Source organism: Chryseobacterium sp. YIM B08800, assembly GCF_026163565.1.
Classification (GTDB): domain Bacteria; phylum Bacteroidota; class Bacteroidia; order Flavobacteriales; family Weeksellaceae; genus Chryseobacterium.
Map to the genome: position 1 here is coordinate 43,884 of NZ_JAPDKN010000003.1, position 22,420 is coordinate 66,303.

The following is a 22,420-nucleotide window of genomic DNA, read 5'->3' on the forward strand; positions in this document are numbered from 1 at the left end:
GAAAATGGCGGTAAATTATCAGATACTTATGTGAAAAATAGTAAGTTTTAGCCAAATTTTATCATCTACTCGGCTAAGTTACAGGAAGTTATCCGCAACCGGGAGAAATTTCTTTGGCTCACAATGGCGTTTTATTTTTAGATGAAATGCCGGAATTTAAAAGAACGGTTCTGGAAGTAATGCGACAACCGTTGGAAGATCGTGAAGTCACAATTTCAAGAGCAAAATTTACGGTAAATTATCCTTCAAGTTTTATGTTGGTTGCTTCGATGAATCCCAGCCCGAGCGGATATTTTCCGGATGACCCCAATAATACCTCTTCCGTTTTTGAAATGCAGCGGTATATGAATAAACTTTCGGGTCCGCTTTTAGATAGAATTGATATTCATGTTGAGGTACAAAAAGTTGAATTTGAACAATTAGCCGAAAAAAGAAAAGGCGAAAAAAGTGAAGACATTCGGAAGCGGGTTTTAATTGCTCGTGAGATACAGAATGAACGATATAAAGATTTGTCAATCAGTTATAATGCTCAAATTGGTTCACGTGAATTGGAACGATTTTGCGAATTGGATGATGCATCCTTTAACCTTATCAAAATGGCAATGGAAAAACTAAATCTTTCAGCAAGAGCCTACGATAGAATTCTTAAAGTTGCCAGAACAATTGCTGATTTGGAAGAATCTGAAAATATTTTGTCTCATCACGTTTCAGAAGCGATACAATACAGAAGCCTTGATCGTGAATTTTGGAATGTCTGATACCAGTTTTGTCTAAATAAAAAGCACCCCTGAATTATTATTCGGGGATGCTCATTGAAATCATTTGATGTTTTATTAATTGATACTAACTTTTAAGACATTTTGTACTGCAGGTATAGGATATTGTGCTCCGACTTTTGAAATGACAATGCTTTCTGCTTGCGGAGTTCCACCAAATAAAGCTTGGCGATTTCCTGCCCCTGGATATTGATTAACACCCGTTCCGGAATCAAATAAAGCAGTTTTTGAAGTTAAATCTCCTGTGGTATTTGCGTCAATACTTTGTTCATTCGCATAAAACCAGTCATTAGAAAAACCAAACATTGTTACATAAGCTATTTTATCTCCTGATGTATATTTAAAATTGGTCATCACTTTGTTTCCTGGTGCTACAGGAGCATTTCCTGCGACATAAACCCCTTTTACATTAGACATGGCTTTTAGGCTGTTCTGAAGTTTCGTAACATCTCCAGTCTGAGAAACTTCTTTTAAGCCATTCCCGGAATCCAACTGTCCTAATTGATAAATAGGATTTTGGTTGCCACTGTAAACCACGACCAACGCTGGAGAAAGACCGGTCATTATTCCTGTATTTGCATTGAGTTTTGTTACCATTTTGGTAATATCTCCCATTTGAGCTATATCTGTAATTTCAGGATTTGATAAAGCATTAGGTGTGAAAAACGGAGCCGAATTTAGCAATTGCGAACCATTGTAGTTTGAAACTGCCCAAACTCCGGGTGATAAAGGAGTTTCGTTGGCTGTTCCGCCTGAAGTATTTGATATGGTTAAGGTAAATTCAGATTTCGTAATATCATAGCTAAGATTAAGCTTAACCAATTGAGAGGCATTTACGTTTACCTGTGAGATAGGATTGCTTTGAGCAGTTCCTGTTGCGTTATCTTTTGTGCCATTGTCCCACAATAAAACTTCTGAAGAAACATCACCTGTAATGGCATTTCCGTTAGCATCAAATAATTTTATTCCGGGTTGTTTTGACGCAAAAAACCAATCTTTCGAAGCACCATACATTGTTGCAAACATTAAAGATTGTGCTTTGCCTGCGCTGAATTTAACGGAAACAGATTCTCCGGGCATAATGACAGGAGTATTGGTTCCCTGAAAACTTCCACTTTCCACAAAATCTTTTGGAGCGACAATATTTTCAAAAGTAATTGTTTTTTCCATAGAGCTTTCCATCATCATATCGTCATCATCACAAGAGGTAAGTCCGAAAATTGTCATAAACCCAAGACTAAGCGTTGCTAGTTTTAAAATGTTCTTTTTCATAAAAAGTATTTTTTATAGTTATAATTGATTTATAATTATAGTCGGAGTTATTTAAAAATCCTGACAAAAAAATATCATTTTATTGAAGTGAAACATGTAAGGTGTTGATTTTTAGTGGTTAAAATTTTAATTATTTTATGAGATTGTGTTTTTATGAAAAACTATTCGTTTTAAATGAATAAAATAGGGAACAAAAAAACCGTGAAATAAATTTCACGGTTTTAAAAATATTTTTGAAAAGATTATTTTTTCTTTTTTGCTGGAGCAACAGTTTTTAGTTTAGATTTTCCTGTATCAGCTGGAGTATTTTCGTCTCTAACTAATTTTAGTTCGTCTATTAATCTTCTTGCACCTGCATATTTATCGATTGTCCAAAGAACAAAACGAACATCAACGTTGATTGTTTTTTGCCATTCGTTTTCGAATACGATATCTCCGCTCAATGCTTCACTGTTTCCGTCAAATGCAATACCGATAAGGTTTCCGTCTGCATCAATTACCGGAGAACCAGAGTTACCTCCTGTAATATCATTAGTAGAAAGGAAGTTTACAGGCATGTAACCTGCTTTATCTGCATACTGACCGTAATCTTTCATGTTATGAAGAGCAATTACTCTTTGTGGAAGATCAAATTCTTCGTCACCAGCTTTGTATTTTCCTACCAAACCATTCATATCTGTGTAATAGTTTTCGGTAATACCAAAGTAGTTTCTGTCGTCTCTCATTGGTAATGTATCAATCGTTCCGTAAGTTAATCTCATGGTAGAGTTTGCATCCGGATAGAATTTTTTCTCAGGCATAGCTTTCATTAAACCTCCTAAGAAAAGACGGTTGTTTTTAGCAAAGCCATCGTCAACCTTTACAAATCTTTCTGCAGAATATTTCTGATCAGCCACGATTCCTTTTGCGATTTTTGAAAGCGGATCTGCATCCAGTTTCAAACGATCTGGGTTCATCATGAAGTTTGTAGCTGAAGTTTTGTTGGCGAAAATTGATGAAGCTGCAAGTTTTGAAAGGTTGTTTGCGTCTAATTCCATAATTGTTTTAGAAGCAACATCTGGGTTTACTTTACTTTGGTAAAGTTTAACCATAGAAGTAATCATTTCTGATTCTAGATCAGTATTGATGCTTTCGTAAGCATTTTTAATAGCTTCTTCTACTTTTGGTTTCATTGCCAATCTTCCTTTCATATCTTGCAAAGCATAAGAGTCTAAAAGACTGCTTAATTGATAAGCAAGACTGATGTACTTTGTATTTCTTGTAAGAATAGAAGCATAGTTTCTTTCAACGTTTCTATTAGATACTTGTTTGTAGTACCCTTTGATGTTTTCTAAAACACCATCATAGCTTTCGTTATTAGGTTGTTCTGACCAGTCTCTGTAGATTTTTTCTGAAGCTTCTTTATCGGCAATTGTTCCGTTCTTTTTTACAGCATCAATTGTTCCTTGTCTGTTTTTCCAGTAGTTGGCAACAGAAGCATATTGTGAAGCGTAAGCAAGCTGAGTTGTTTTATCTTTATCCATATACTTCTTCATCACATCCATTGCAAGTCTTGAAGCTTCTACCCAAGCCGGATAATCTTTGTTAACCATCTGATCGATACCGTAAGAAGTAAGGTAACGGTTTGTTCTTCCAGGGTATCCTAAAATCATTGAGAAATCACCAGGTTTTACTCCTTTAAGAGAAACAGGTAAAAAATGTTTAGGCTTTAAAGGAACGTTGGTTGGCTTAAATTCCGAAGGATTTCCTGCAGCATCAGCATATACTCTGAAAACTGTAAAGTCTGCAGTATGTCTTGGCCATTCCCAGTTATCTGTATCACCTCCGAATTTACCTAAAGATGATGGTGGTGCACCTACTAATCTGATATCTTTATAGTCTTGATAAACGAAATAATAGAATTCATTTCCGTTGAAGAAATCTCTTACTACAACAGTATATTTTCCGTTTTCAGAATTTTCTGACTGGATTGCTTTTGTTTCAGCATCGATGATTGCCTTTCTTTCAGCTCCAGACATGTTGTCGTTTAGTTTAGAATTGATTCTTTGCGTAGCATCATCCATTCTTACTAAAAATCTTACATAAAGATCTTTAGAGTTAAACTCATCCTTCTGGTTCATTGCCCAGAAACCATTTTTAAGGTAATCTTTTTCAGGAGTTGAAGCAGCTGCAATAGCTCCATACCCACAGTGGTGATTGGTAAAAATCAAACCTTTGTCTGAAACAATTTCTCCTGTACAAAAACCTCCAAAGCTTACGATAGCATCTTTTAAGCTAGAATTGTTTACAGAATAAATCTCTTCCGGAGTTAAATGCAAACCTTCTTTTTGCATATCTACTCCATTAAGTCGTTTGATGAGCATCAATAGCCACATTCCTTCGTCTGCCCTCATTTGAGCAAAGCCTAATAAGAAAGTGAATAGTAAAAATATTCTTTTCATTTTATAAAATAATTTTTTGTGGGGCTAAATTACTAATTTTTACGATAATTTGTCAGCAATTGGTATGAAAATGGGAGGGAGGGTGATATGAAAAACATTTTATCATTTCTTTTCGCCTTTTTTATTCTAGTTTTAGTTGTAAATTGTTCCGCTGTAAAGCCGAATAATCAGCACTATCAAAGAGAATGGATGATGGTTTCGTTTGATGGTTTCACCAAAGAACAGCTTGTGAAAAATAAAGCAGAAATCAACCTTACCGAACCTATCAAAAACGGAAAAATAAGAGGTACAGCCATGATGGGTTGCAACAGAATGTTTTTTACTTTAGAATTTAAGTCTAAAAGCAAAGTGAAAATTTCCGGATTGGGTAGCACATTGATGGCTTGTCAGGAAATGGAAATCGAAGATAAGTTTACAAAAGTTTTTGAAAAAATGACTCGTTATGAAATTAATGGTCATTTTCTTAGTCTTTATGATGAAAAAGGCGCTCAGATGAAATTTGTTGCAGCAGATTGGGATTAATTTCTCTTTTGTTTTCAGAAGCTAAAAAAACAAAGTATTCTTTTGAAATAAGAATAAGTATTTCTTATCCAGAGAAATAATATAAATATTTTCCGGAAAATCCCTGTTTTTAAAGACTTGAGTTGCATTTTTAGATTAAAAATATTATCTTGTAAATCTCATAAATTATACAGAAATTAATGCTAGAAAAGAAACAACATAACTACGAAAAGGCAGTTTTGGTGGGCGTTGTCACCCAAAATCAGGATGAAGATAAGTTGCAGGAATATATGGACGAGCTGGAGTTTTTAGCCTTCACAGCAGGCGCTACGGTAGACAGACGTTTTACTCAGAAATTAACCCAGCCCGATTCTAAAACTTTTGTAGGAAGCGGAAAAGCACAGGAAATAAAAGAATATGTAAAGGAAAACGAGATAGGAACCATTATTTTTGATGATGAATTATCTCCTTCTCAGCTTAAAAATCTTGAAAAAGAAATTGAAGTAAAAATTCTCGACAGAACCAATCTTATTCTCGATATTTTCGCACAGAGGGCTCAAACTTCTTACGCAAGAACTCAGGTAGAACTGGCTCAGTACCAATACCTTCTTCCCCGATTGACAAGAATGTGGACTCACCTTGAAAGACAGAAAGGGGGAATCGGAATGCGTGGTCCCGGTGAAACAGAGATTGAAACCGATAGAAGGATTATCCGTGACAGAATATCTTTGCTGAAAGATAAACTGAAAATCATCGACAAACAAATGGCAACCCAGCGTAACAACCGAGGAAAAGTCGTTCGTGCCGCTTTGGTAGGATATACCAATGTAGGAAAGTCAACATTGATGAATGCTATTTCTAAATCTGATGTTTTTGCTGAAAATAAACTTTTTGCAACGTTAGATACAACAGTAAGAAAAGTAGTAATCGGAAATTTACCTTTTCTTTTAACAGATACCGTAGGTTTCATCAGAAAATTACCGACTCAGTTGGTCGAATCTTTCAAATCTACTCTGGATGAGGTACGTGAAGCTGATCTTTTGATTCATGTGGTCGATATTTCGCACGAAAGCTTTGAAGATCACATCGAGTCTGTAAATCAGATTTTAATGGAAATCAATGCGCATCAGAAGCCAATGATTATGGTTTTCAACAAGATTGATGATTTCAGCTACGAGAAAAAAGATGAAGATGATCTTACGCCAAGTTCAAACAAAAATGTCTCTCTTGAAGAATGGAAAAAAACATGGATGGCAAAATCTAAACATCCTGCAGTTTTCATTTCTGCTCTTACGAAAGAAAATTTCCCAGAAATGAAAAGACTGGTGTATGATGAGGTAATGAAGATTCATATTTCAAGATTTCCGTACAACGATTTTCTTTTCGAATATTTCGATAACGACGAAGACGAAGCATCAGAAAAAGAAGATTAATGAATTACAGAATTGTATTCTTTTTACTTATTCTTCCGTTTTTTGGTTTGAGCCAAAAGACAAAGCTCGATTTGAAAAATATCGAAAAAAATCTTAGCAATCCAAGGTCTGTTTACAACTACGACAGACTTATTTTTAAATATAAAGGGCTTCCAAAATCAATAGACAGTACAGAAGCAGAGCATTTGTACTACGGAAGAAACTTCAGAAACGATCTGGTTTCTCAAACGGGAGACGATTTTAAAGAGTTGGCAGAAGCTTTCAAGAGCAATAATTTTACAGAATGCATCAGGCTTGGTAAAATACTTTACGCAAAAGATCCTACCAACCTTGATGTGATTCTTATTCTGCTCCGTGCTTATGATCAGACAAAAGATATAAGCAACTTTTCGCATCACATCGCACAACTGCGACTTCTTACAGGTGCTATAAAAAATTCGGGAGACGGTAAATCAGAAAAAACCGCCTATAAAGTAAACAACGTGGGAGATGAATATATCTTCCTCAATGTGATGAATGTAGGACAAGGTTATACCAGAAGTTCTAAAACACTGAAAGACGGTATTATTGACGTTTGGGAAAAAGACGGCAACAAAATTTATATCAAAGTACTTTATTTAAACTTAATTTTTTAAACAACAAATTTTTGGAATTATATTATTCATTTTCAGCACTCATCGTATTAGCATCAATTTTTGCATATATCAACTACAGGTTTTTAAAACTTCCGAGTACTATCGGGATTATGGTTATTGCCATTGTGGTATCGATCATTTTGGTTTTGTTTGGTGAAAACTTTCTTCCTAAAACATTCGGTCATCTGAATGATTTGATGAACAGTATCGACTTTACCGAAGTTCTGATGGGAGCAATGCTTAATTTCCTTCTTTTCGCAGGAGGAATCCATATTAATATTAATGATTTAAAAGAACAATTTCGGCCGGTTCTTATATTTTCAACAGCCGGGGTGATTATTTCTACCTTTATCGTAGGATTCGGAATGTTTTATTTGTTGCCGTTGGTAGGATTAAAAATTCCATTTATCTACTGTTTGGTATTTGGAGCATTGATTTCGCCTACCGATCCAGTTGCGGTTTTAAGTATTTTAAAACAAGCGAATGTTTCCAAATCTTTAGAAACAAAAATTGCCGGAGAATCATTATTTAATGACGGTATGGCGGTTGTGGTTTTTACAGTGGTTTTACAGTTGGCTGTAGGAAAAGAAATAGATTTAGGAATCGAAAATATTGCAGTTTTATTAGCGAAAGAAGCGGGTGGAGGTTTGGCTTTGGGAGTTGCTTTAGGATGGGTAACTTCAAGATTGATGCGTGAGATTGATGATTATATTATTTCGGTTTTGGTAACGCTTGCTGTAGTAATGGGAGGTTATCTTGTCGCAAGACAAATGCATGTTTCCGGTCCTTTAACGATGGTTGCGGCAGGTTTATTTATGGGTAATTTTAATGTTAAATTTAAAATGAAATCCATCACTCAGGATTATCTGATTAAATTCTGGGAGCTGATTGACGAAATTCTGAATGCTGTTTTGTTCCTTTTCATTGGGTTTGAATTGTTGATGATTAAAGACTTAAACCATTACATGATTCCTGGATTATTGGCGATTGTTGTGGTTCTTTGTGCGAGATTTGCTTCAATTTGGGGACCTACAAAATTTATGTCTTTCAGAACGAGATTTAGTCCGCAAACAATAAAAGTCTTGTTTTGGGGTGGAATTCGAGGTGGTGTTTCCATCGCCTTGGCAATGTCGATTCCGAAAAACGAATACAGCAATGCTATTTTAAGTATTACTTATTGTGTGGTTGTGTTTTCTATTGTTGTTCAGGGTCTTACGATTGCTAAAGTTGCCAATCCTAAGCAGATTGCCAAAGAAGAACAAGAGCAGGAAAGTATTGCTTTAGAAGAAGGTCATTAATCTTTTATAAATCAATGAGTACAATTCTTAAAGAAATCAAAGAATCATTAGTTGTTTTATCCATTCCCGAAAAAGCAGCTTTTTTTCCTAAGTTTTTCAAAACAGGAAAAGGAGAATATGGGGAAGGTGATTTGTTTTTGGGAGTAAAAGTTCCCGATCAACGAACTGTTGCCAAAGAATATTATGCTAAAATTTCTTTAGATGAATTGAGCGAGTTGCTTTCTTCGCCTTATCATGAGCATCGTTTAACGGCTTTAATAATGTTGATTTCAAAATTTGAAAAAACAAAAGATCTATCCGTAAAAGAAGAAATCATCAATTTCTATCTTAAACATCTTGATTTTGTTAATAATTGGGATCTGGTTGATACGAGCTGTTATAAAATTTTAGGCAGATATGCTTTTGAAAATCAGAAAGAAAACCTTTTGAGAACACTTGCAGATTCTGACCAAATGTGGCACAAAAGAATTGCTGTTGTAGGAACGATGCATTATATAAAAAAGGGTTCATTTGAACTGACGAAAGAGTTTGTTACGCAAAATCTTTATCATCCGCATGATTTGATGCACAAAGCAAACGGCTGGCTTTTAAGAGAAATGGGAAACAAAAATGAGGCAGAGTTAATATCCTATTTAAATCAATATTACAAAAAAATGCCAAGAACCTGCCTTCGTTATGCCATCGAAAAATTAGACGAAGAATTGCGTCAGGATTATCTGAAAGGCAGAATTTAAACATGATTGATTTCACCTTTTGAAGAGGTAAATTAAAAATTAAGTAAATTTGCTTCTCAACACGAACTTATGAAAATATATTTCAGGCACATTTTTCTGCTGATCCCTTTATTTCTTTTGACAAGCTGTTTTGATATTCTTGATAAAGTAAATGTCAAAGCAGACGGAAGCGGAGAATATTCGCTCATTTTGAATGCCAGTAAAAGCAAAACAAGATTGGCTTCCATCTCAAAAATGGAAACCGTAAATGGGAAAAAAGTTCCTAAAAAAGCTGAAATTGAAGCTAAAATTAACGAAGCTGCAAGAATTTTTAAAAGCGTTCCCGGAATATCCAACGTTAAAACTTCTATGGATTTTGATAATTACATTCTTAAATTAAGCTGTAATTTCAAAAAAATAGAAAATATAAATGCCGGATTAGAGCAACTTAAGGCTAAAAATGTTTTAGGAAAAATGGTTCCTACCCAAATTTACAGTCAAAGTTCGGACAAAAAGACTTTCACCAGAAATAAAATCAATACTTTCAAAAGTGATTACGACAAACTGAGTAAAGCTGATAAAGAGATTTTTAATGATGCAAAATACACTTCGATCTTACAGTTTGAAAGTATCATTAAATCTCAATCTAATTCCGCTTATTTATTGTCTCCCAACAAGAAAGCCTTAAAGCTGAACGGAAATATCTTAGATTTTATTCTTCAGAAAAAACAGATTCAAAACAATATTATTCTACAATAACCAAACTCAAATATGAAATCTCTACTTTTAAAAACACAAACCATTTTTTTAATTTTTTTCTGTTTTGTGCTAAATTTTGCACAAAATAACATGAAAATTCCACAGAATGTGGTTTTTTACATGGAAGTGAACGGAAAACAGCTTAATAAAAAAGTTAACTGGGAAAAATTCAATCCTTTCTTACAGGAAATTACAAAAGATAAAGACAAAAATAAAAAAGCATCGTGGAATGATTATTCTAAAACAGGAGTGAAATACGATGCCACACAGTATCATTATGCAACGATGAATGATTCTGTGAAGTCTTACAACACGCATTTTACTTTAGAAAATCCTGAAAAATTTCAGGAGTTTATCAATTCGATCAAGAAAAAAGGGCAGGAGGTAACTAAGAAAAATAATTACTCATACGTCGATATTGATGACAATATTTTTGTTGGCTGGAACGGAAAACGTGCTGTTTTGAGCCTAATTAGCTACGAAAAGCCTTATAAAGGAAGCTGGATGGATGATATTGCAGCTGCAGACAGTGCTGCAATGGTGGTAGATAGTGCTGCTGTTGCCATTGACAGTGCGTATGTGGAAGAAGAAAAACCATTCGATTATAAAGAAGAAATTCAATATCTGAAAGATGATATTAAATATTTAAAAGAAAGCATTAAAGATAATAATGCTGAAATCTCAAAGCTCCAGAAAGACATTAAATACCTTGAAAAGCATCACAAATATCCGGAAGAAAAGAAAGTTCCCGAATCGGATGAAGCTGTAAAAGATTCTGTTTATACTCCAAACGTAGAAATTTTGCCACCTTCAGTTTCGCAGGATGATTATTATAGTGAAGATCCTTATGAAGTAGATTCCGCTTATCAGAAAGAAATGGATTCGCTGAATATTGAAAAATTTAAAATCGTTAAAAAGTTTGCTGAAAATAGTTTTAATGAGTATTTCAATTCAAACGGTGAACTTTCGGTGACCAAAGATCTATTAAGTTTCAGAGACCCTAATTCGGATGTCTTTATCTACGCAGATTACGGAAAGATTGTGAACGAAGGAATCTACGGCAAAATGCCTGCAAACTTCAATTTTATGGGTGTTTTAGGCAAAATGTATAATTCGAATACTTCTTACAACCTGTATTTCGATAAAGATAAAGTAAGGCTCGTTAATAATTATCAGCATAAAGATCCTGAAACACAAAAGAATATTTCTGAGGTTTATAAAGGGAAGAAAAACAAAAAACTGACTGCTTTAATCAATGATAAAAGTGTGGGTTATTATGTGATGAATGTGAATGGTTTTAAATATTTTGATATGATGTACGGCTTGCTGAAAAATACGGGCGAAACTGAATATCAGAAAGAAATGGAACTGATGATGGAAACGATGAAAATTGTTTTGGATGAAGAAGCTATTGCAAAAATTGCTCCCGGAAACGGAATTTTCGTTCTGAATGAATTGAAATCTAAAAACGTAGAATACACCGATTACGATTACGACGACGATTATAACGAAAAAGAAGTAAAGAAAACCAAAGATGTGATGGTTCCCGATTTTACGTTTGCCTTCGCTACGGAAAACGAAAACTATTGGAAACGTGTTTTCAATGTATTGACTTCCAATAAAGTTTTTGCCAAAAATTTCTCTAAAAATGGCGAGTTTTACGTCTTTAAAGATGAGAAAAATAAAAACGGATATGTTGATCAGTTATTTTTCACGGTAAAAGAAGGAATTGTTTACGTGACGACTTCGAAAGATAATGTCAATGCGAATAATCAGTCTGAAGTTTCTAAGCAGTGGATGAAAGATTCTTCTAAATATCCTTTGTCCGGAAGATTAAATATTCAGAAGCTTTTGATTGGTTTAGATAAAGAATTTAAAAGTAAATCTGAAAGAAAAACACTAGATTTCTTAAGAAAAAATGTAGGTGAGGTTTATTTTAAAACTGAAGCAAAAGGCGGAAGCATTCAGACGGAAATGAATTATAATATTAAAAATTCTTCAGAAAACAGTTTGATGTATTTCTTCGATTTGTTTGATGAAATATACAAGATTTCAGAGTCTGAAAAACCTTCAAAAACGTTTTAAAAGGTATCAATAGAAACGGGCTTTAGCCCGTTTTCTTAATTTTAATGTAAATTGGCTGTAGCCAAAAAAGATAATTTTGTAAAAAATTCATGAAGAAAAAATATATTTTTCTTGTCATTATAATCCTGCTTTCGGCTGGAATTTATTTTATGTTTTTTCATAAAGATAAAAGCTTAAAATACATTCCCGAAAATGCAGATGTTGTTGTTTTGGTTGATGTTAAAAAAGCGACAAGACAATATATTTTCAGCTTTTTAACGCATCCTTCAAAGTGGTTTGAAGATTCTGAAAAAGATAAAAACAAAATCTCTGTCTCTGATTCCGGTTTAAAAATCCCGGATTTTCTGCAGATTTTTCATTTAAACAATACCAAAATTTCTGAATGGTACACTGTTTTAGAAATCAAAGATCAGGCGAAGTTTTCAGAATTTTTAAAGAATCGTCAATTTGTAAATAATGGAAAAGATCAATTTAAAAACGATCAGTTTTTTATAAAAATTGATGGCGAAAAATGTATTGTAGGAACGTCAAACCTGAATTTTAATAATATTGGAAAACCATTATCTCAAAAATTCAGAAATCAGGTTTTGAATGCAGATTCTTTTATGAATGATGGCTTGGGAAGCCTTTCTTTTCTTTCAGAATTGCGCACACAAAACTTTTCAATCAATGTAAAAGATGACGAAATTGAAATAAAAAACGAAACGAATTCTATCGATTTTGAATCATTAATTTCAGATTTAAATAATGAAACTCAATTTCTTAATGCTGAATTAGATTCAGAAAATATAAAAAAAATAAGTTCTGTTTTTAAAGAAAATAGTTCAGATTCTTTATTAGTTAATCGTTTGAAAATGAGTGCTAATCTTGCGGAAGTAAACGATACGATTATCAGTTATGGTTACGACGATAACTTTAATGAAATTGAAAAAATTTCTTATCAGAAAATCGTTCAGCCCGATTATGAAATTCTGCTTCAATCTTCCAATCCAAATAAAACTTTGGAGTATTTCCAGCATAAAAAATGGATGAATGCGCAAAATCAGTTGACGGCAATTCCTTTTCAGCCTAATTTAATTAGTTCAAATAAGGATCAGATTTCTATAATGTCTACCAGAAAATCAGTTGCATTAAACGAAACCAAAAAACAAAATTATATTTTCATCAAAAATAATCATTTATTGTTTTCAGCATTTAAAACTTTAAATAATCCATTTTTTAAAGAAATAGAATACCTTTTTTACGGAAATAAAAATCAGGATTACACGATGAAAATTAAATTTAAAAAAGAAAAATATCCATTAATTTTAAGATAAAATAAGATGTGTCCTCCTGAAATTGCTTTACTTAAAACATGTACACATTACTTTCTGCATTTGGCTTTTCCTGCAGTTATTGCGTTCGTTTTTTACCGTAATCAATGGAAAAGAGTGTATTTTATTCTTTTGGCGACCATGTTGGTTGATCTCGACCATTTGTTTGCGAATCCTATTTTCGATCCCGACAGAATGAGTGTAGGTTTTCATTTTTTGCATTCTTATTATGCAATTGCGGTTTATTTTTTGCTGCTCTTTTTTAAAGGAAATTTAAGAATTATTGGCATCGGTTTGCTCTTTCATATGTTGACTGATTATCAGGATTTTGTTTTGTGGTGTCATTAAAATATTATTAATATTTTCTTTTAATATTGTGAATTTGATAGATTTTTTATATTTTAGAATCACTTTATGAAGCCAAAAGAATTTTTACAATACACCTATATTTTTCCCGTTCTTGCTGTAATTTACTACTTTGCAGGATTCATGGGACAAGGAATTATTTCTGATATTATTGCAGGAATTTTATTAACCGGAAGTGTTTTATCTGCTGTACATCATGCAGAAGTAGTCGCTCATAAAGTTGGCGAACCTTACGGAACGATCATTTTGGCGCTCTGTATCACAATTATTGAAGTTGCGCTTATTGTTTCGTTAATGGTTGCAGGTGGAGAACAGGCCATTACTTTAGCCAGAGATACAGTTTTTGCAGCTGTAATGATTATCCTCAACGGAATTATTGGTATTTGTGTATTGGTGGGTGGTGTAAAATATTTTGAACAGTTTTTTGCCCGAACTTCTGCCACAACGTATCTCGTAAGTATTGTTTCTATTTTGGTGATCACTTTGGTGCTTCCCAATTATACTTCCAGTGTCAATGGACCTTACTATAATAATGCTCAATTAATTTTTGTTTCTATTGCTTGTCTTGTCATTTATGGTGTGTTTTTAATGGTGCAAACGGTGAGACACAGAAGCTATTTTGTACCTGCAGACGGAAATGCAGAAGAACATTTTATACCTAATAAAACGCAAGCAATTGTAAGCTTTTTCTTGTTGGTGGTATGTCTGATTATTGTTGTTTTAATGGCAAAAGGACTTTCTAAAACAATCGAAGATATGGTGCAAAGTATGGGTGCTCCCAAATCTTTAGTGGGTGTTATTATTGCAGGTGTTGTGCTTCTTCCGGAAGGTTTGGCGGCAATTCGTGCAGCGAGAAATAATCAGTTTCAGTCGAGCTTAAATTTAGCTTTAGGATCGGCTTTAGCGAGTATTGGATTGAGTATTCCTGCAATTTCTGCAGTGAGTATTATGTATGATATTCCTTTGGTTTTGGGTCTTGATAAAAAAGATATTATACTTCTTACTTTGTCTGTATTTATTGTGATGTTGTCTTTAAGCCGAGGAAAAACCAATGTTTTGTACGGAACCGTTTTGCTGGTGAATTTAGCAGCTTATATTTTTACCGTAATCGTTCCGTAGCTTTAAACTCGAAACTCGAAACCCTAAATTTTTAAAGCTTTCTCGCCATTTCCATTTTGTAAGCCATCAGATTGGCAATGTTTTCAGATTTTGTAATGGCCATAGAAGCGTTTTGACCTGTGAAATTCTCTTCAATCGTTTGTTTCCATAACTCAAGCCATCTTTCAAAATGTCTTTTTTCCATTGCTTCCAATTGGTTGATGGGAAAATGCACTGCCATCGGGTTTCCTTTATAGCTCATTTGCCCGAATAAAATTGTTTCCCAAAACGAATACATCTTTGGTAAATGCTTATCCCAATCTACTTTTATGATGTCTTTAAAGAAGAAACCGATCGTTTCATCTTTTACTACTTTGTCGTAAAATGAATTAACCAATAATTCTATATCTTCTCTTGATTCTAAATTTTTCATTGTAATGAATTTACCTTATCAAATTTAGTTTAATTCTAAATCTTAAAGAAGCTCATTGAATTGATAAAATTCATAAAAACAATATTTTATCTTTGTAGATTATTTTATCTTTTTTAAACTAAAATATAAAAACACACAAATGAATTTCTAAAATATGGCAAAAGGTTTCAGAAAAAAAATTCGCCAGGAAAACACTGAAAACAGTGGTTTTGGAAGTCGTGCTTCTGGAAGATTCATCAATAAAGATGGTCTTCCCAATGTAAGAAGAAGGGGAGTGAATGTTCTCAACAGATTGAGTTGGTATCATACGATGCTGAATTTATCTTCATTTCGATTTATTACTTATTTAGTGGTGATGTATATTCTCATCAATTTGGTTTTTGCATGTATTTATTATTTAATCGGGGTAGAACATCTTACTGGAATTGATAAAAGTAATTCTTTGGATGAGTTTATTGATGTATTTTTCTTCAGCTCACAAACATTTACGACGGTGGGATACGGAAGAATTGCTCCTGTAGGTTTTATGGCAAGTTTGGTGGCTACTTTTGAAGCATTTTTAGGATTGCTTACCTTTGCCATTGCAACGGGTTTATTTTATGGTAGATTTTCAAGACCGAGAGCTTATCTCAGATTTTCAGATATTGCTGTGATTGCTCCTTTTCAGGATGCTACGGCATTGATGTTCAGATTGGCGCCTTACAAAAACAATGCGTTGACAGATGCGGATGTTACTCTTTCAACAGCAATAGAAATTAATGAAGAAGGAGTTGTGAAAAGTAATTTTTACCGATTAGAAACTCAATTAAGTAAAATTAATACTTTGGCTTTGAACTGGACGGTAGTTCATAAGATTGATGAAAATTCTCCTTTTTTAGGGTTTTCTGCAGATGATTTTAAAAATACAAATATTGAAATTATCGTTCATGTAAGAGCATTTGATGAAGTTTTTTCAAATACAGTTGTTCAGAGGTCATCGTATGTTTCTAATGAAATAATTTACGGAGCAAAATTTGTCGCGATGTATTATCCTGATAAAGAGAAAGATTCAACCGTTTTGGATCTTGATAAAATTAATGAATATCAGAAAGTGGAACTTCCGGTTTTTGATATACAAAGATCATAATGAATTTAGAATCATACAAAAAACAGGCTTTACAAAAGCAGAAAGAGCATAAGAAATTCTTGGATGGTTTAAAGAAAAAACCGCCCAAAAACCTAGATTATGTTGTTCAAGAAACTCACGAAGAAGTTTTTGAGAAAGTAGACTGTCTTCAATGTGCCAATTGCTGTAAAACAACTGGTCCACTTTATACTGAAAAAGATATAGAAAGAATTTCAAAGCATTTACGCATGAAACAGGCAGATTTTGAAGCTAAATTTCTGCGTGTAGATGAAGATAATGACAAAGTCTTACAAAATCTTCCGTGTTATTTTTTGAATGATGATAATACCTGTTCTATTTATGAAGTTCGTCCAAAAGCATGTCGAGAATATCCGCATACAGACCGAAAAAAGATTTACCAGATTAATCATTTAATGATAAAAAATACAGTGATTTGTCCGGCTGCTTTTGAGTTTGTAGAAAGTATGATGAAGAATTTGAACAAATAGTTGCGGTTTAGAAAATGATAAATAAACAAGCCTTGAATAAACTTCAAGGTTTTTTCTTTATATTTGGTACTTCAAAAACGCAAAAATTTTAATTAAATAAATGATGAAAACTAAATTAGTACTCATTGCAACGATGTTTGCAAGCATTTCCTTGTTCGCACAGGAAATAAAAATCAAAAAAGGAGAACTTTTTCTAGATGAAAAAGCAGTAGCAAAAGTTGATGATAAGGGCAGGATATACAAATTCAGCAATCTTAATGATAAACTGCAATTTACTGCGACTATTATCAACGGAAGAACAGTTGGGACACAGTCTGACAATGGTTGGGTAGAATACACAAGTACAAACAATATTGTAAAAGAGTCCAAACACACTGAAGGTGGGTTTACTCTCAGTATGGGAAAACTTATTGTTCAGAATGCTTTGGCTAACGGTCTTATTACAAAAGAAGGGATTGACGAAGCAAAAGTAAGTGAATTTTTTGTTGCCGAAGACCGTTCGCTTTCCGAAGCTAGGAAAAATGGTGTCTCTGCTCAAAAAGTGGAAGCAACAAATGAGGATGCTACAGGAGTTTCAATCGATTATGATGGAAATATAAAAGATAAAGTAGGAAAGCTAATCGGAACAATATCAAGACTAAATATCGATGCTTCGCAATCAAAATTCAAAAGCTCATCAATGATGGATAAGTTTTTTGAATATCGAGTTTTTGATATCAATAAAATTCTTGTCGCAAAGCTTCCTTGTTCTGATAGTGATATGACGAATGAAAGCACAGGGTTAGTAATTTATACCTATGATAACAAAGAAATCCCGATGACTGCTAAAAATGGTCTCGAATTTAAGATTCCAATTGCAGTAGATAAAATTGCAAACCGAATGGTAAAAAAACTGTATGCAAATGGCTATACTTTAGGAGATATGAAACCAGTTTTTGAAGCTTCCGCGAAGGCTGTTAGAGATAATGTAACCCAAAAATCTGAGAATGCAGAGAATAAAGCGAAAGCAGATTCTAAAAATATTTACAATATTGCAGGATATGTCATTAATAAAGAAGGTGAAAAAAAAGAAGGGGCTATAACTATTGAGTTTGAATCTATTGATGCAAAGTTAGGAAGGCAAAAAGGTATGGGTGACTTAACAAATTATGGTAATACAGTCACATTAAATGTAAATGGTAAAAGCGAATTTTATAAAGCTAAAGACGATGTAAAATTTTGTGCTGGAGAAAAATGCTTTTTAGGTGTGTCTGGAACTAGCTCCTTAGGAGGAAGTGTATTTTGTGAAATCGTTTCAGAAAATGACGGAAACTTTGTGTTAAATGATATCAAAACTCCAGAAGATTTTTTTATCAAATTATCTCATCAGCCAAAAGCAGTTTATCTAGGTGAAAAAGGTGCTTTTGGGAAAAGAAAAATTGAAAAGATTAAAGCGGTTTTTGATGAATATATGAAATGTTCAGCCTTAGATTTTTCTAAATATGATACCAAAACAAAAGAAGGGTTGATGCAGATTCTTGCAGACTATTCTCTTCAATGTAAAAAATAATATTTGTACTGTTTCATTTTTTACAAGGCGTAGCTTGTCCCTTTTTCGAGTTTTTAAAATTGTAAAAAGTATTTGTATAAAACCTGAAATTTAATGTTTCAGGTTTTGTTTATTTCCATTATCCTAAATTCCACCATTTTTTCGATTAATTTCAACGGTAAATCTTCTTTCAGAGGAAACTGTACAGCACCTTTCGAAAACTTATATTTTCTTTCAATAAAGTCATTTTCAAAATGGACAATTGCTTTGGGAAGCGGATAAAAACCAATGTGATTTTTATAAGCTGCAAAATATACCAAAGGTTTATCTTTATATTTAAAAGCAGGCATTTGATAACCAATATATTCTTCTAAATCAGTATTTTGTGAATGGATTAGTTTTCTGAGAATCTCCATTTTTAGCTGAGTTTCTTCCGGAAATAAAAGAAAATATTCATCGATAGTTTTGAAGGTGTTTTTCATCTTTAAATTTTTATTAAAAATAAAAAAAGCGTTGAATATATTCAACGCTTTCCCCTTTCACTATTACTTTTTCCCATTTATAATCCCGGGACAGGTTTTATGAAAAAAGGTCGGGAAAACTTCCCAACCTTTATATTTTTATACTACACCTTGAGCAAGCATTGCTTCAGCTACCTTTACGAATCCGGCGATGTTTGCGCCTTTTACGTAGTTTACATAGCCATCTTCCTCTTTACCGTAGTCTCTACAAGCTTTGTGGATTCCGATCATGATCTCTTTCAATCTTGCGTCAACTTCTTCAGAAGTCCAGTTTAGTCTGATAGAGTTTTGAGTCATTTCTAATCCTGAAGTAGCTACACCACCAGCGTTAGAAGCTTTTCCTGGAGAGAACAATACTTTGTTTTCAAGGAAATAATTAATAGCATCTAAAGTTGAAGGCATATTAGCAGCTTCAGTTACACAAACGCAACCGTTTTCAACCAACATTTTAGCGTCTTCAAGGTGTAATTCGTTCTGAGTTGCAGAAGGAATTGCCACGTCACATTTAACTTCCCAAGGACGTTTTCCAGCGTGGAATACTGCAGAAGGATATTTTTTAGCGTAATCTTCAGCTCTGTTATTCCCTGAAGCTCTAAGCTCTAATAAATAATCTATTTTTTCTCCGTCGATACCGTCTTTATCGTAAATATAACCATCCGGTCCTGAAAGTGTAACCACTTTACCACCCAATTCATTTACTTTTTTGATAACTCCCCAAGCTACGTTTCCGAAACCTGAAACAGTTACTGTTTTATCTTTAAAAGTTTGTCCGATAGTTTTCAGCATTTGTTCAGCGAAGTAAACAACACCGTAACCAGTCGCTTCAGGACGGATTAATGAACCACCGTAAGCAAGACCTTTTCCGGTAAGAACTCCTGTAAACTCGTTTCTTACTTTCTTGTACTGACCGAATAAATATCCGATTTCTCTTGCTCCAACACCGATGTCTCCCGCAGGAACGTCAGTTTCAGGACCAATATGTTTGCACAATTCTGTCATGAAAGCTTGGCAAAAACGCATCACTTCCATATCAGATTTTCCTTGAGGATCGAAGTCTGAACCACCTTTTCCACCTCCCATTGGAAGAGTCGTTAAAGAGTTTTTGAAAACTTGCTCGAAAGCTAAGAATTTAAGTACAGAAAGGTTTACAGTAGGGTGGAAACGAATTCCTCCTTTGTAAGGTCCGATTGCAGAGTTCATCTGAATTCTGAAACCTCTGTTTACCTGAATTTCACCTTTGTCATCAACCCATGGAACTCTGAAAATAATAATTCTTTCCGCTTCAGCCATTCTCTCTAGGAGCTTCATTCCGGTATATTCTTTTCTTGTCAAGATAAACGGAATCACAGTTACAGCAACTTCTTTTACTGCCTGTAAAAATTCCGGTTCGTTAGGATTTTTTGCCTCAATTTTAGCAATAAACTCCTGAATTTTCTGGTCAATATTATATTGTTCCATATTAGGTAGGGTTGAATATTATGCCAACAAATTTAATTTTTTTTTCAAGATTCACAATAGCATATTTGATAATTGCTGAAAATTGAATAATAATGAATCAAAATATTATTAAATTGATAATTTTAAACCAAATTTTATTAAAAATTAAATGTTATATATGAAATAATGAAATATTAAGAAATCGTTAATTCTTACATTGCTATAAATTGTCTCCCGGAAAACGATTTTACTTTTCCTAAAAGCTCTAATTCTAAAATTACAGGCAATAATTTGTGTGAAGACACCGATATTTTCTCTGCTAAATCGTCTAAAGAGATGTGTGGGTTTTTTAAAATGTTTTTATATATTAATTCTTGATTTTCAGATAATTGAATGGTTATTTTGCTGTGTGGGAAAAGCTCTTCTATTTTTTCTTTAGGATCATTAAATCCAAGCAGATCGAGTAAGTCTTTAATGGTAGAAATTGCGGTCGCTTTATTTTGAAAAATTAAATGATTGCACCCTTGACTATATTTGTCACCGATTCTTCCCGGAAGGGCAAAAACATCTCTGTTATAAGTGTTTGCAAAAGTAGCAGTACTGATAGATCCGCCTCCGAATGCTGTTTCTACAACAATCGTAGCAGGAGAAATTCCGGCAACAATCCTGTTTCTTTGGATGAAATTTTCTCGATCTGGCTTTCTTGACGAATTAAATTCGGTCAACAATCCACCGTTTTCTTCAATAATTTTTTCTGAAAGTTTTTTGTTTTTGGAAGGATAGAAGGTATGAAAACCATGCGCTAAAACTCCGATGGTAGGAATTTGGTGCTTTAAAGATTGCTCATGAACTTCTTTGTCAACACCCAAAGCTAAACCGCTAATAGAAATGAAACGATGGGATTTTGTTTCTTCAAAAAAATCTTCAATGAATTTTTTGCCGTAAGACGTTATATTTCTGGTTCCGACTAAACTTATAGTTTTTAATTTGGTTTCAAAACTTCCTTTCTGATAAAGTATTGCAGGAGCGTCATCGCATTCATTCAATAAAAACGGAAGATCATTCTGATGACGCAAATTAATTTTAATGGAATTGTTTTCGCAAAATGAAAGTTCTTTTTCGGCAAATTTAAGATGTTCAGGATTTCCAATGTCTGAAATAATTTTTGTACCAATTCCGTCGGTTTTGCTGAGTTCCTTTTTAGAAGTTTTCCAAACATTTTCTGCTGTTCCAAAACGACGGACAAGCTTGGAAAAATTAATATCACCAATAAAATTACACTCTCGGAGAGCGATGGAATAGAGATGTTCTTCAGAATACATTTGTGTTATTTTATTCAAATTTAGGGAATTACAATTTATTTTCGCCTTAATTCTTCCAAATAATCCCAAACATCTTCATTTTTTTTATAAGGCAATTCCAGGAAATCATCGGGATGGTTTTCTTTGTATTCCTGCCAAAGTTTATCGTCTTTTTCGCTGTAGTAATTGGGAAATTCCCAAATATATTTTTTTTTCTTTTCTCCGGATCCTTTAAAAATAAAAGCCATAGCACTTCCCATTAATGCGCCAGATAAATGTGCCTGCCAGGAAATTTTACTTGGTTCGTTAAGATTATTAAAAAGCTCTTCGGGAAATATTCCCCAGATTAGACTTCCATAATATAAGACAACCAAAAGCGAGATGGTTAAAAGTTTCATATTCCATCTAAAAACACCGCTGAAAAAGAGGAAAAATGCCAAAACATAAACAACACCGCTCGCTCCAATGGTGCATGTGTAACTATATTCTCCTGTCATAATATCAATCGGAGGCAATAGCCAAAGAAGAAGACCGGTACTTATCCAGCCCATCACAAAAACTTTTGTGGCGACTTCAGAATAAAACTGATACAGTAAAAACATAAGCACAGCAATCGGAATAGAGTTTCCTATAATATGATCGATACTTCCGTGTAAAAGGGGAGAGGTTATGATTCCCAATAAACCTTCAGGCAAAAGCGGAATAATTGCCCCGAAACAGCTCGAGAAAAATCCCATTGTCTGCAAGAGGTATCCAAACCACATTGCAGCAAGCATTAATAAGGGAGCGGTAAATGCTTTTTTGTGAATTATATTTTTAATCATGCAGGTAAGATGTCAAATCAAAAGCCAAGTATAAATTTCGGAAATTTTGGCGATGATTTTGGATATTGTGAT

20 protein-coding genes and 1 pseudogene are annotated in these 22,420 nt (G+C 33.6%); 14 read left to right on the top strand and 7 right to left on the bottom strand.

What is annotated here, in order from left to right; genetic code table 11:
• Positions 1-83: 83 nt before the first annotated feature.
• A pseudogene (locus OEW74_RS01605) lies at positions 84-758 on the top strand (ATP-binding protein); the annotation flags it as partial.
• 75 nt (positions 759-833) lie between these two features.
• Here the strand turns inward: OEW74_RS01605 and OEW74_RS01610 are convergent.
• Positions 834-2,048, bottom strand: coding sequence for a spondin domain-containing protein (locus OEW74_RS01610; RefSeq protein WP_265426820.1), 1,215 nt, complete (start codon positions 2,046-2,048; stop codon positions 834-836).
• A 242-nt stretch (positions 2,049-2,290) separates the two neighbouring features.
• Entirely contained in the window at positions 2,291-4,489 is a 2,199-nt protein-coding gene (locus tag OEW74_RS01615) for a S46 family peptidase (RefSeq protein ID WP_265426821.1), read from the bottom strand.
• 87 nt (positions 4,490-4,576) lie between these two features.
• Between OEW74_RS01615 and OEW74_RS01620 the strand changes: the two genes are divergently transcribed.
• The 10 genes from OEW74_RS01620 (at position 4,577) to OEW74_RS01665 (ending at position 14,711) form a co-directional block, all read left to right on the top strand.
• Entirely contained in the window at positions 4,577-5,011 is a 435-nt protein-coding gene (locus OEW74_RS01620) for an META domain-containing protein (protein ID WP_265426822.1), read from the top strand.
• 179 nt (positions 5,012-5,190) lie between these two features.
• Positions 5,191-6,423, top strand: coding sequence for a GTPase HflX (hflX, locus tag OEW74_RS01625; RefSeq protein ID WP_265426823.1), 1,233 nt, complete (start codon positions 5,191-5,193; stop codon positions 6,421-6,423).
• Entirely contained in the window at positions 6,423-7,058 is a 636-nt protein-coding gene (locus OEW74_RS01630; RefSeq protein WP_265426824.1) for a DUF4919 domain-containing protein, read from the top strand. The genes hflX and OEW74_RS01630 overlap by 1 nt, the downstream gene beginning before the upstream one ends.
• A gap of 11 nt (positions 7,059-7,069) precedes the next feature.
• Positions 7,070-8,356, top strand: coding sequence for a cation:proton antiporter (locus OEW74_RS01635; protein ID WP_265426825.1), 1,287 nt, complete (start codon positions 7,070-7,072; stop codon positions 8,354-8,356).
• A gap of 14 nt (positions 8,357-8,370) precedes the next feature.
• Entirely contained in the window at positions 8,371-9,090 is a 720-nt protein-coding gene (locus OEW74_RS01640; protein ID WP_265426826.1) for a DNA alkylation repair protein, read from the top strand.
• Positions 9,091-9,159: 69 nt separating this feature from the next.
• Complete coding sequence (locus OEW74_RS01645) at positions 9,160-9,828, top strand: hypothetical protein (RefSeq protein WP_265426827.1); 669 nt, start codon at positions 9,160-9,162, stop codon at positions 9,826-9,828.
• A gap of 90 nt (positions 9,829-9,918) precedes the next feature.
• Positions 9,919-11,913 (top strand): hypothetical protein, encoded by a 1,995-nt coding sequence (locus OEW74_RS01650; RefSeq protein WP_265426828.1) that lies wholly within the window; start codon positions 9,919-9,921, stop codon positions 11,911-11,913.
• Positions 11,914-12,002: 89 nt separating this feature from the next.
• On the top strand, positions 12,003-13,229 hold the full coding sequence (locus tag OEW74_RS01655; protein ID WP_265426829.1) for a hypothetical protein: 1,227 nt from the start codon (positions 12,003-12,005) through the stop codon (positions 13,227-13,229).
• A 6-nt stretch (positions 13,230-13,235) separates the two neighbouring features.
• Complete coding sequence (locus tag OEW74_RS01660) at positions 13,236-13,574, top strand: DUF6122 family protein (RefSeq protein WP_265426830.1); 339 nt, start codon at positions 13,236-13,238, stop codon at positions 13,572-13,574.
• 66 nt (positions 13,575-13,640) lie between these two features.
• Complete coding sequence (locus tag OEW74_RS01665; protein WP_265426831.1) at positions 13,641-14,711, top strand: calcium:proton antiporter; 1,071 nt, start codon at positions 13,641-13,643, stop codon at positions 14,709-14,711.
• Positions 14,712-14,742: 31 nt separating this feature from the next.
• On the opposite strand, the gene OEW74_RS01670 is transcribed toward OEW74_RS01665, so the two are convergent.
• Positions 14,743-15,123: a group III truncated hemoglobin gene (locus tag OEW74_RS01670; protein WP_265426832.1), complete on the bottom strand. Its 381-nt coding sequence runs from the start codon at positions 15,121-15,123 to the stop codon at positions 14,743-14,745.
• A gap of 154 nt (positions 15,124-15,277) precedes the next feature.
• On the opposite strand from OEW74_RS01670, the gene OEW74_RS01675 reads away from it, so the two are divergent.
• The 3 genes from OEW74_RS01675 to OEW74_RS01685 all read left to right on the top strand — a co-directional run bounded on the left by OEW74_RS01675 (position 15,278) and on the right by OEW74_RS01685 (position 18,286).
• Positions 15,278-16,249, top strand: coding sequence for an ion channel (locus OEW74_RS01675; RefSeq protein ID WP_265426833.1), 972 nt, complete (start codon positions 15,278-15,280; stop codon positions 16,247-16,249).
• Entirely contained in the window at positions 16,249-16,737 is a 489-nt protein-coding gene (locus OEW74_RS01680) for a YkgJ family cysteine cluster protein (protein WP_265426834.1), read from the top strand. The genes OEW74_RS01675 and OEW74_RS01680 overlap by 1 nt, the downstream gene beginning before the upstream one ends.
• Before the next feature lie 103 nt (positions 16,738-16,840).
• A complete protein-coding gene (locus OEW74_RS01685; protein ID WP_265426835.1) occupies positions 16,841-18,286 on the top strand; it encodes a hypothetical protein in 1,446 nt (481 codons plus the stop codon).
• A 98-nt stretch (positions 18,287-18,384) separates the two neighbouring features.
• Here OEW74_RS01685 and OEW74_RS01690 read toward each other — a convergent pair whose 3' ends face one another.
• The 4 genes from OEW74_RS01690 to OEW74_RS01705 all read right to left on the bottom strand — a co-directional run bounded on the left by OEW74_RS01690 (position 18,385) and on the right by OEW74_RS01705 (position 22,348).
• Positions 18,385-18,747: an iron chaperone gene (locus OEW74_RS01690; RefSeq protein WP_265426836.1), complete on the bottom strand. Its 363-nt coding sequence runs from the start codon at positions 18,745-18,747 to the stop codon at positions 18,385-18,387.
• 138 nt (positions 18,748-18,885) lie between these two features.
• Positions 18,886-20,244, bottom strand: a complete 1,359-nt coding sequence (gene gdhA, locus OEW74_RS01695) for an NADP-specific glutamate dehydrogenase (RefSeq protein WP_265426837.1) — start codon at positions 20,242-20,244, stop codon at positions 18,886-18,888.
• A gap of 191 nt (positions 20,245-20,435) precedes the next feature.
• Positions 20,436-21,545 carry a DNA-processing protein DprA gene (dprA, locus tag OEW74_RS01700; RefSeq protein ID WP_265426893.1) on the bottom strand — a complete coding sequence of 370 codons (1,110 nt, stop codon included), beginning with the start codon at positions 21,543-21,545 and terminating at the stop codon, positions 20,436-20,438.
• A 35-nt stretch (positions 21,546-21,580) separates the two neighbouring features.
• Positions 21,581-22,348, bottom strand: coding sequence for a rhomboid family intramembrane serine protease (locus OEW74_RS01705; protein WP_265426838.1), 768 nt, complete (start codon positions 22,346-22,348; stop codon positions 21,581-21,583).
• Positions 22,349-22,420: the final 72 nt, after the last annotated feature.

Coding starts and splice junctions, on each gene's coding strand:
- hflX (WP_265426823.1), top strand. CDS start 5,191: ATGCTAGAAAAGAAACAACATAACTACGAAAAGGCAGTTTTGGTGGGC.
- gdhA (WP_265426837.1), bottom strand. CDS start 20,244: ATGGAACAATATAATATTGACCAGAAAATTCAGGAGTTTATTGCTAAA.
- OEW74_RS01660 (WP_265426830.1), top strand. CDS start 13,236: ATGTGTCCTCCTGAAATTGCTTTACTTAAAACATGTACACATTACTTT.
- OEW74_RS01690 (WP_265426836.1), bottom strand. CDS start 18,747: ATGAAAAACACCTTCAAAACTATCGATGAATATTTTCTTTTATTTCCG.
- OEW74_RS01705 (WP_265426838.1), bottom strand. CDS start 22,348: ATGATTAAAAATATAATTCACAAAAAAGCATTTACCGCTCCCTTATTA.
- OEW74_RS01630 (WP_265426824.1), top strand. CDS start 6,423: ATGAATTACAGAATTGTATTCTTTTTACTTATTCTTCCGTTTTTTGGT.
- dprA (WP_265426893.1), bottom strand. CDS start 21,545: ATGTATTCTGAAGAACATCTCTATTCCATCGCTCTCCGAGAGTGTAAT.
- OEW74_RS01645 (WP_265426827.1), top strand. CDS start 9,160: ATGAAAATATATTTCAGGCACATTTTTCTGCTGATCCCTTTATTTCTT.
- OEW74_RS01640 (WP_265426826.1), top strand. CDS start 8,371: ATGAGTACAATTCTTAAAGAAATCAAAGAATCATTAGTTGTTTTATCC.
- OEW74_RS01610 (WP_265426820.1), bottom strand. CDS start 2,048: ATGAAAAAGAACATTTTAAAACTAGCAACGCTTAGTCTTGGGTTTATG.
- OEW74_RS01655 (WP_265426829.1), top strand. CDS start 12,003: ATGAAGAAAAAATATATTTTTCTTGTCATTATAATCCTGCTTTCGGCT.
- OEW74_RS01665 (WP_265426831.1), top strand. CDS start 13,641: ATGAAGCCAAAAGAATTTTTACAATACACCTATATTTTTCCCGTTCTT.
- OEW74_RS01680 (WP_265426834.1), top strand. CDS start 16,249: ATGAATTTAGAATCATACAAAAAACAGGCTTTACAAAAGCAGAAAGAG.
- OEW74_RS01650 (WP_265426828.1), top strand. CDS start 9,919: ATGAAAATTCCACAGAATGTGGTTTTTTACATGGAAGTGAACGGAAAA.
- OEW74_RS01675 (WP_265426833.1), top strand. CDS start 15,278: ATGGCAAAAGGTTTCAGAAAAAAAATTCGCCAGGAAAACACTGAAAAC.
- OEW74_RS01615 (WP_265426821.1), bottom strand. CDS start 4,489: ATGAAAAGAATATTTTTACTATTCACTTTCTTATTAGGCTTTGCTCAA.
- OEW74_RS01685 (WP_265426835.1), top strand. CDS start 16,841: ATGAAAACTAAATTAGTACTCATTGCAACGATGTTTGCAAGCATTTCC.
- OEW74_RS01670 (WP_265426832.1), bottom strand. CDS start 15,123: ATGAAAAATTTAGAATCAAGAGAAGATATAGAATTATTGGTTAATTCA.
- OEW74_RS01620 (WP_265426822.1), top strand. CDS start 4,577: ATGAAAAACATTTTATCATTTCTTTTCGCCTTTTTTATTCTAGTTTTA.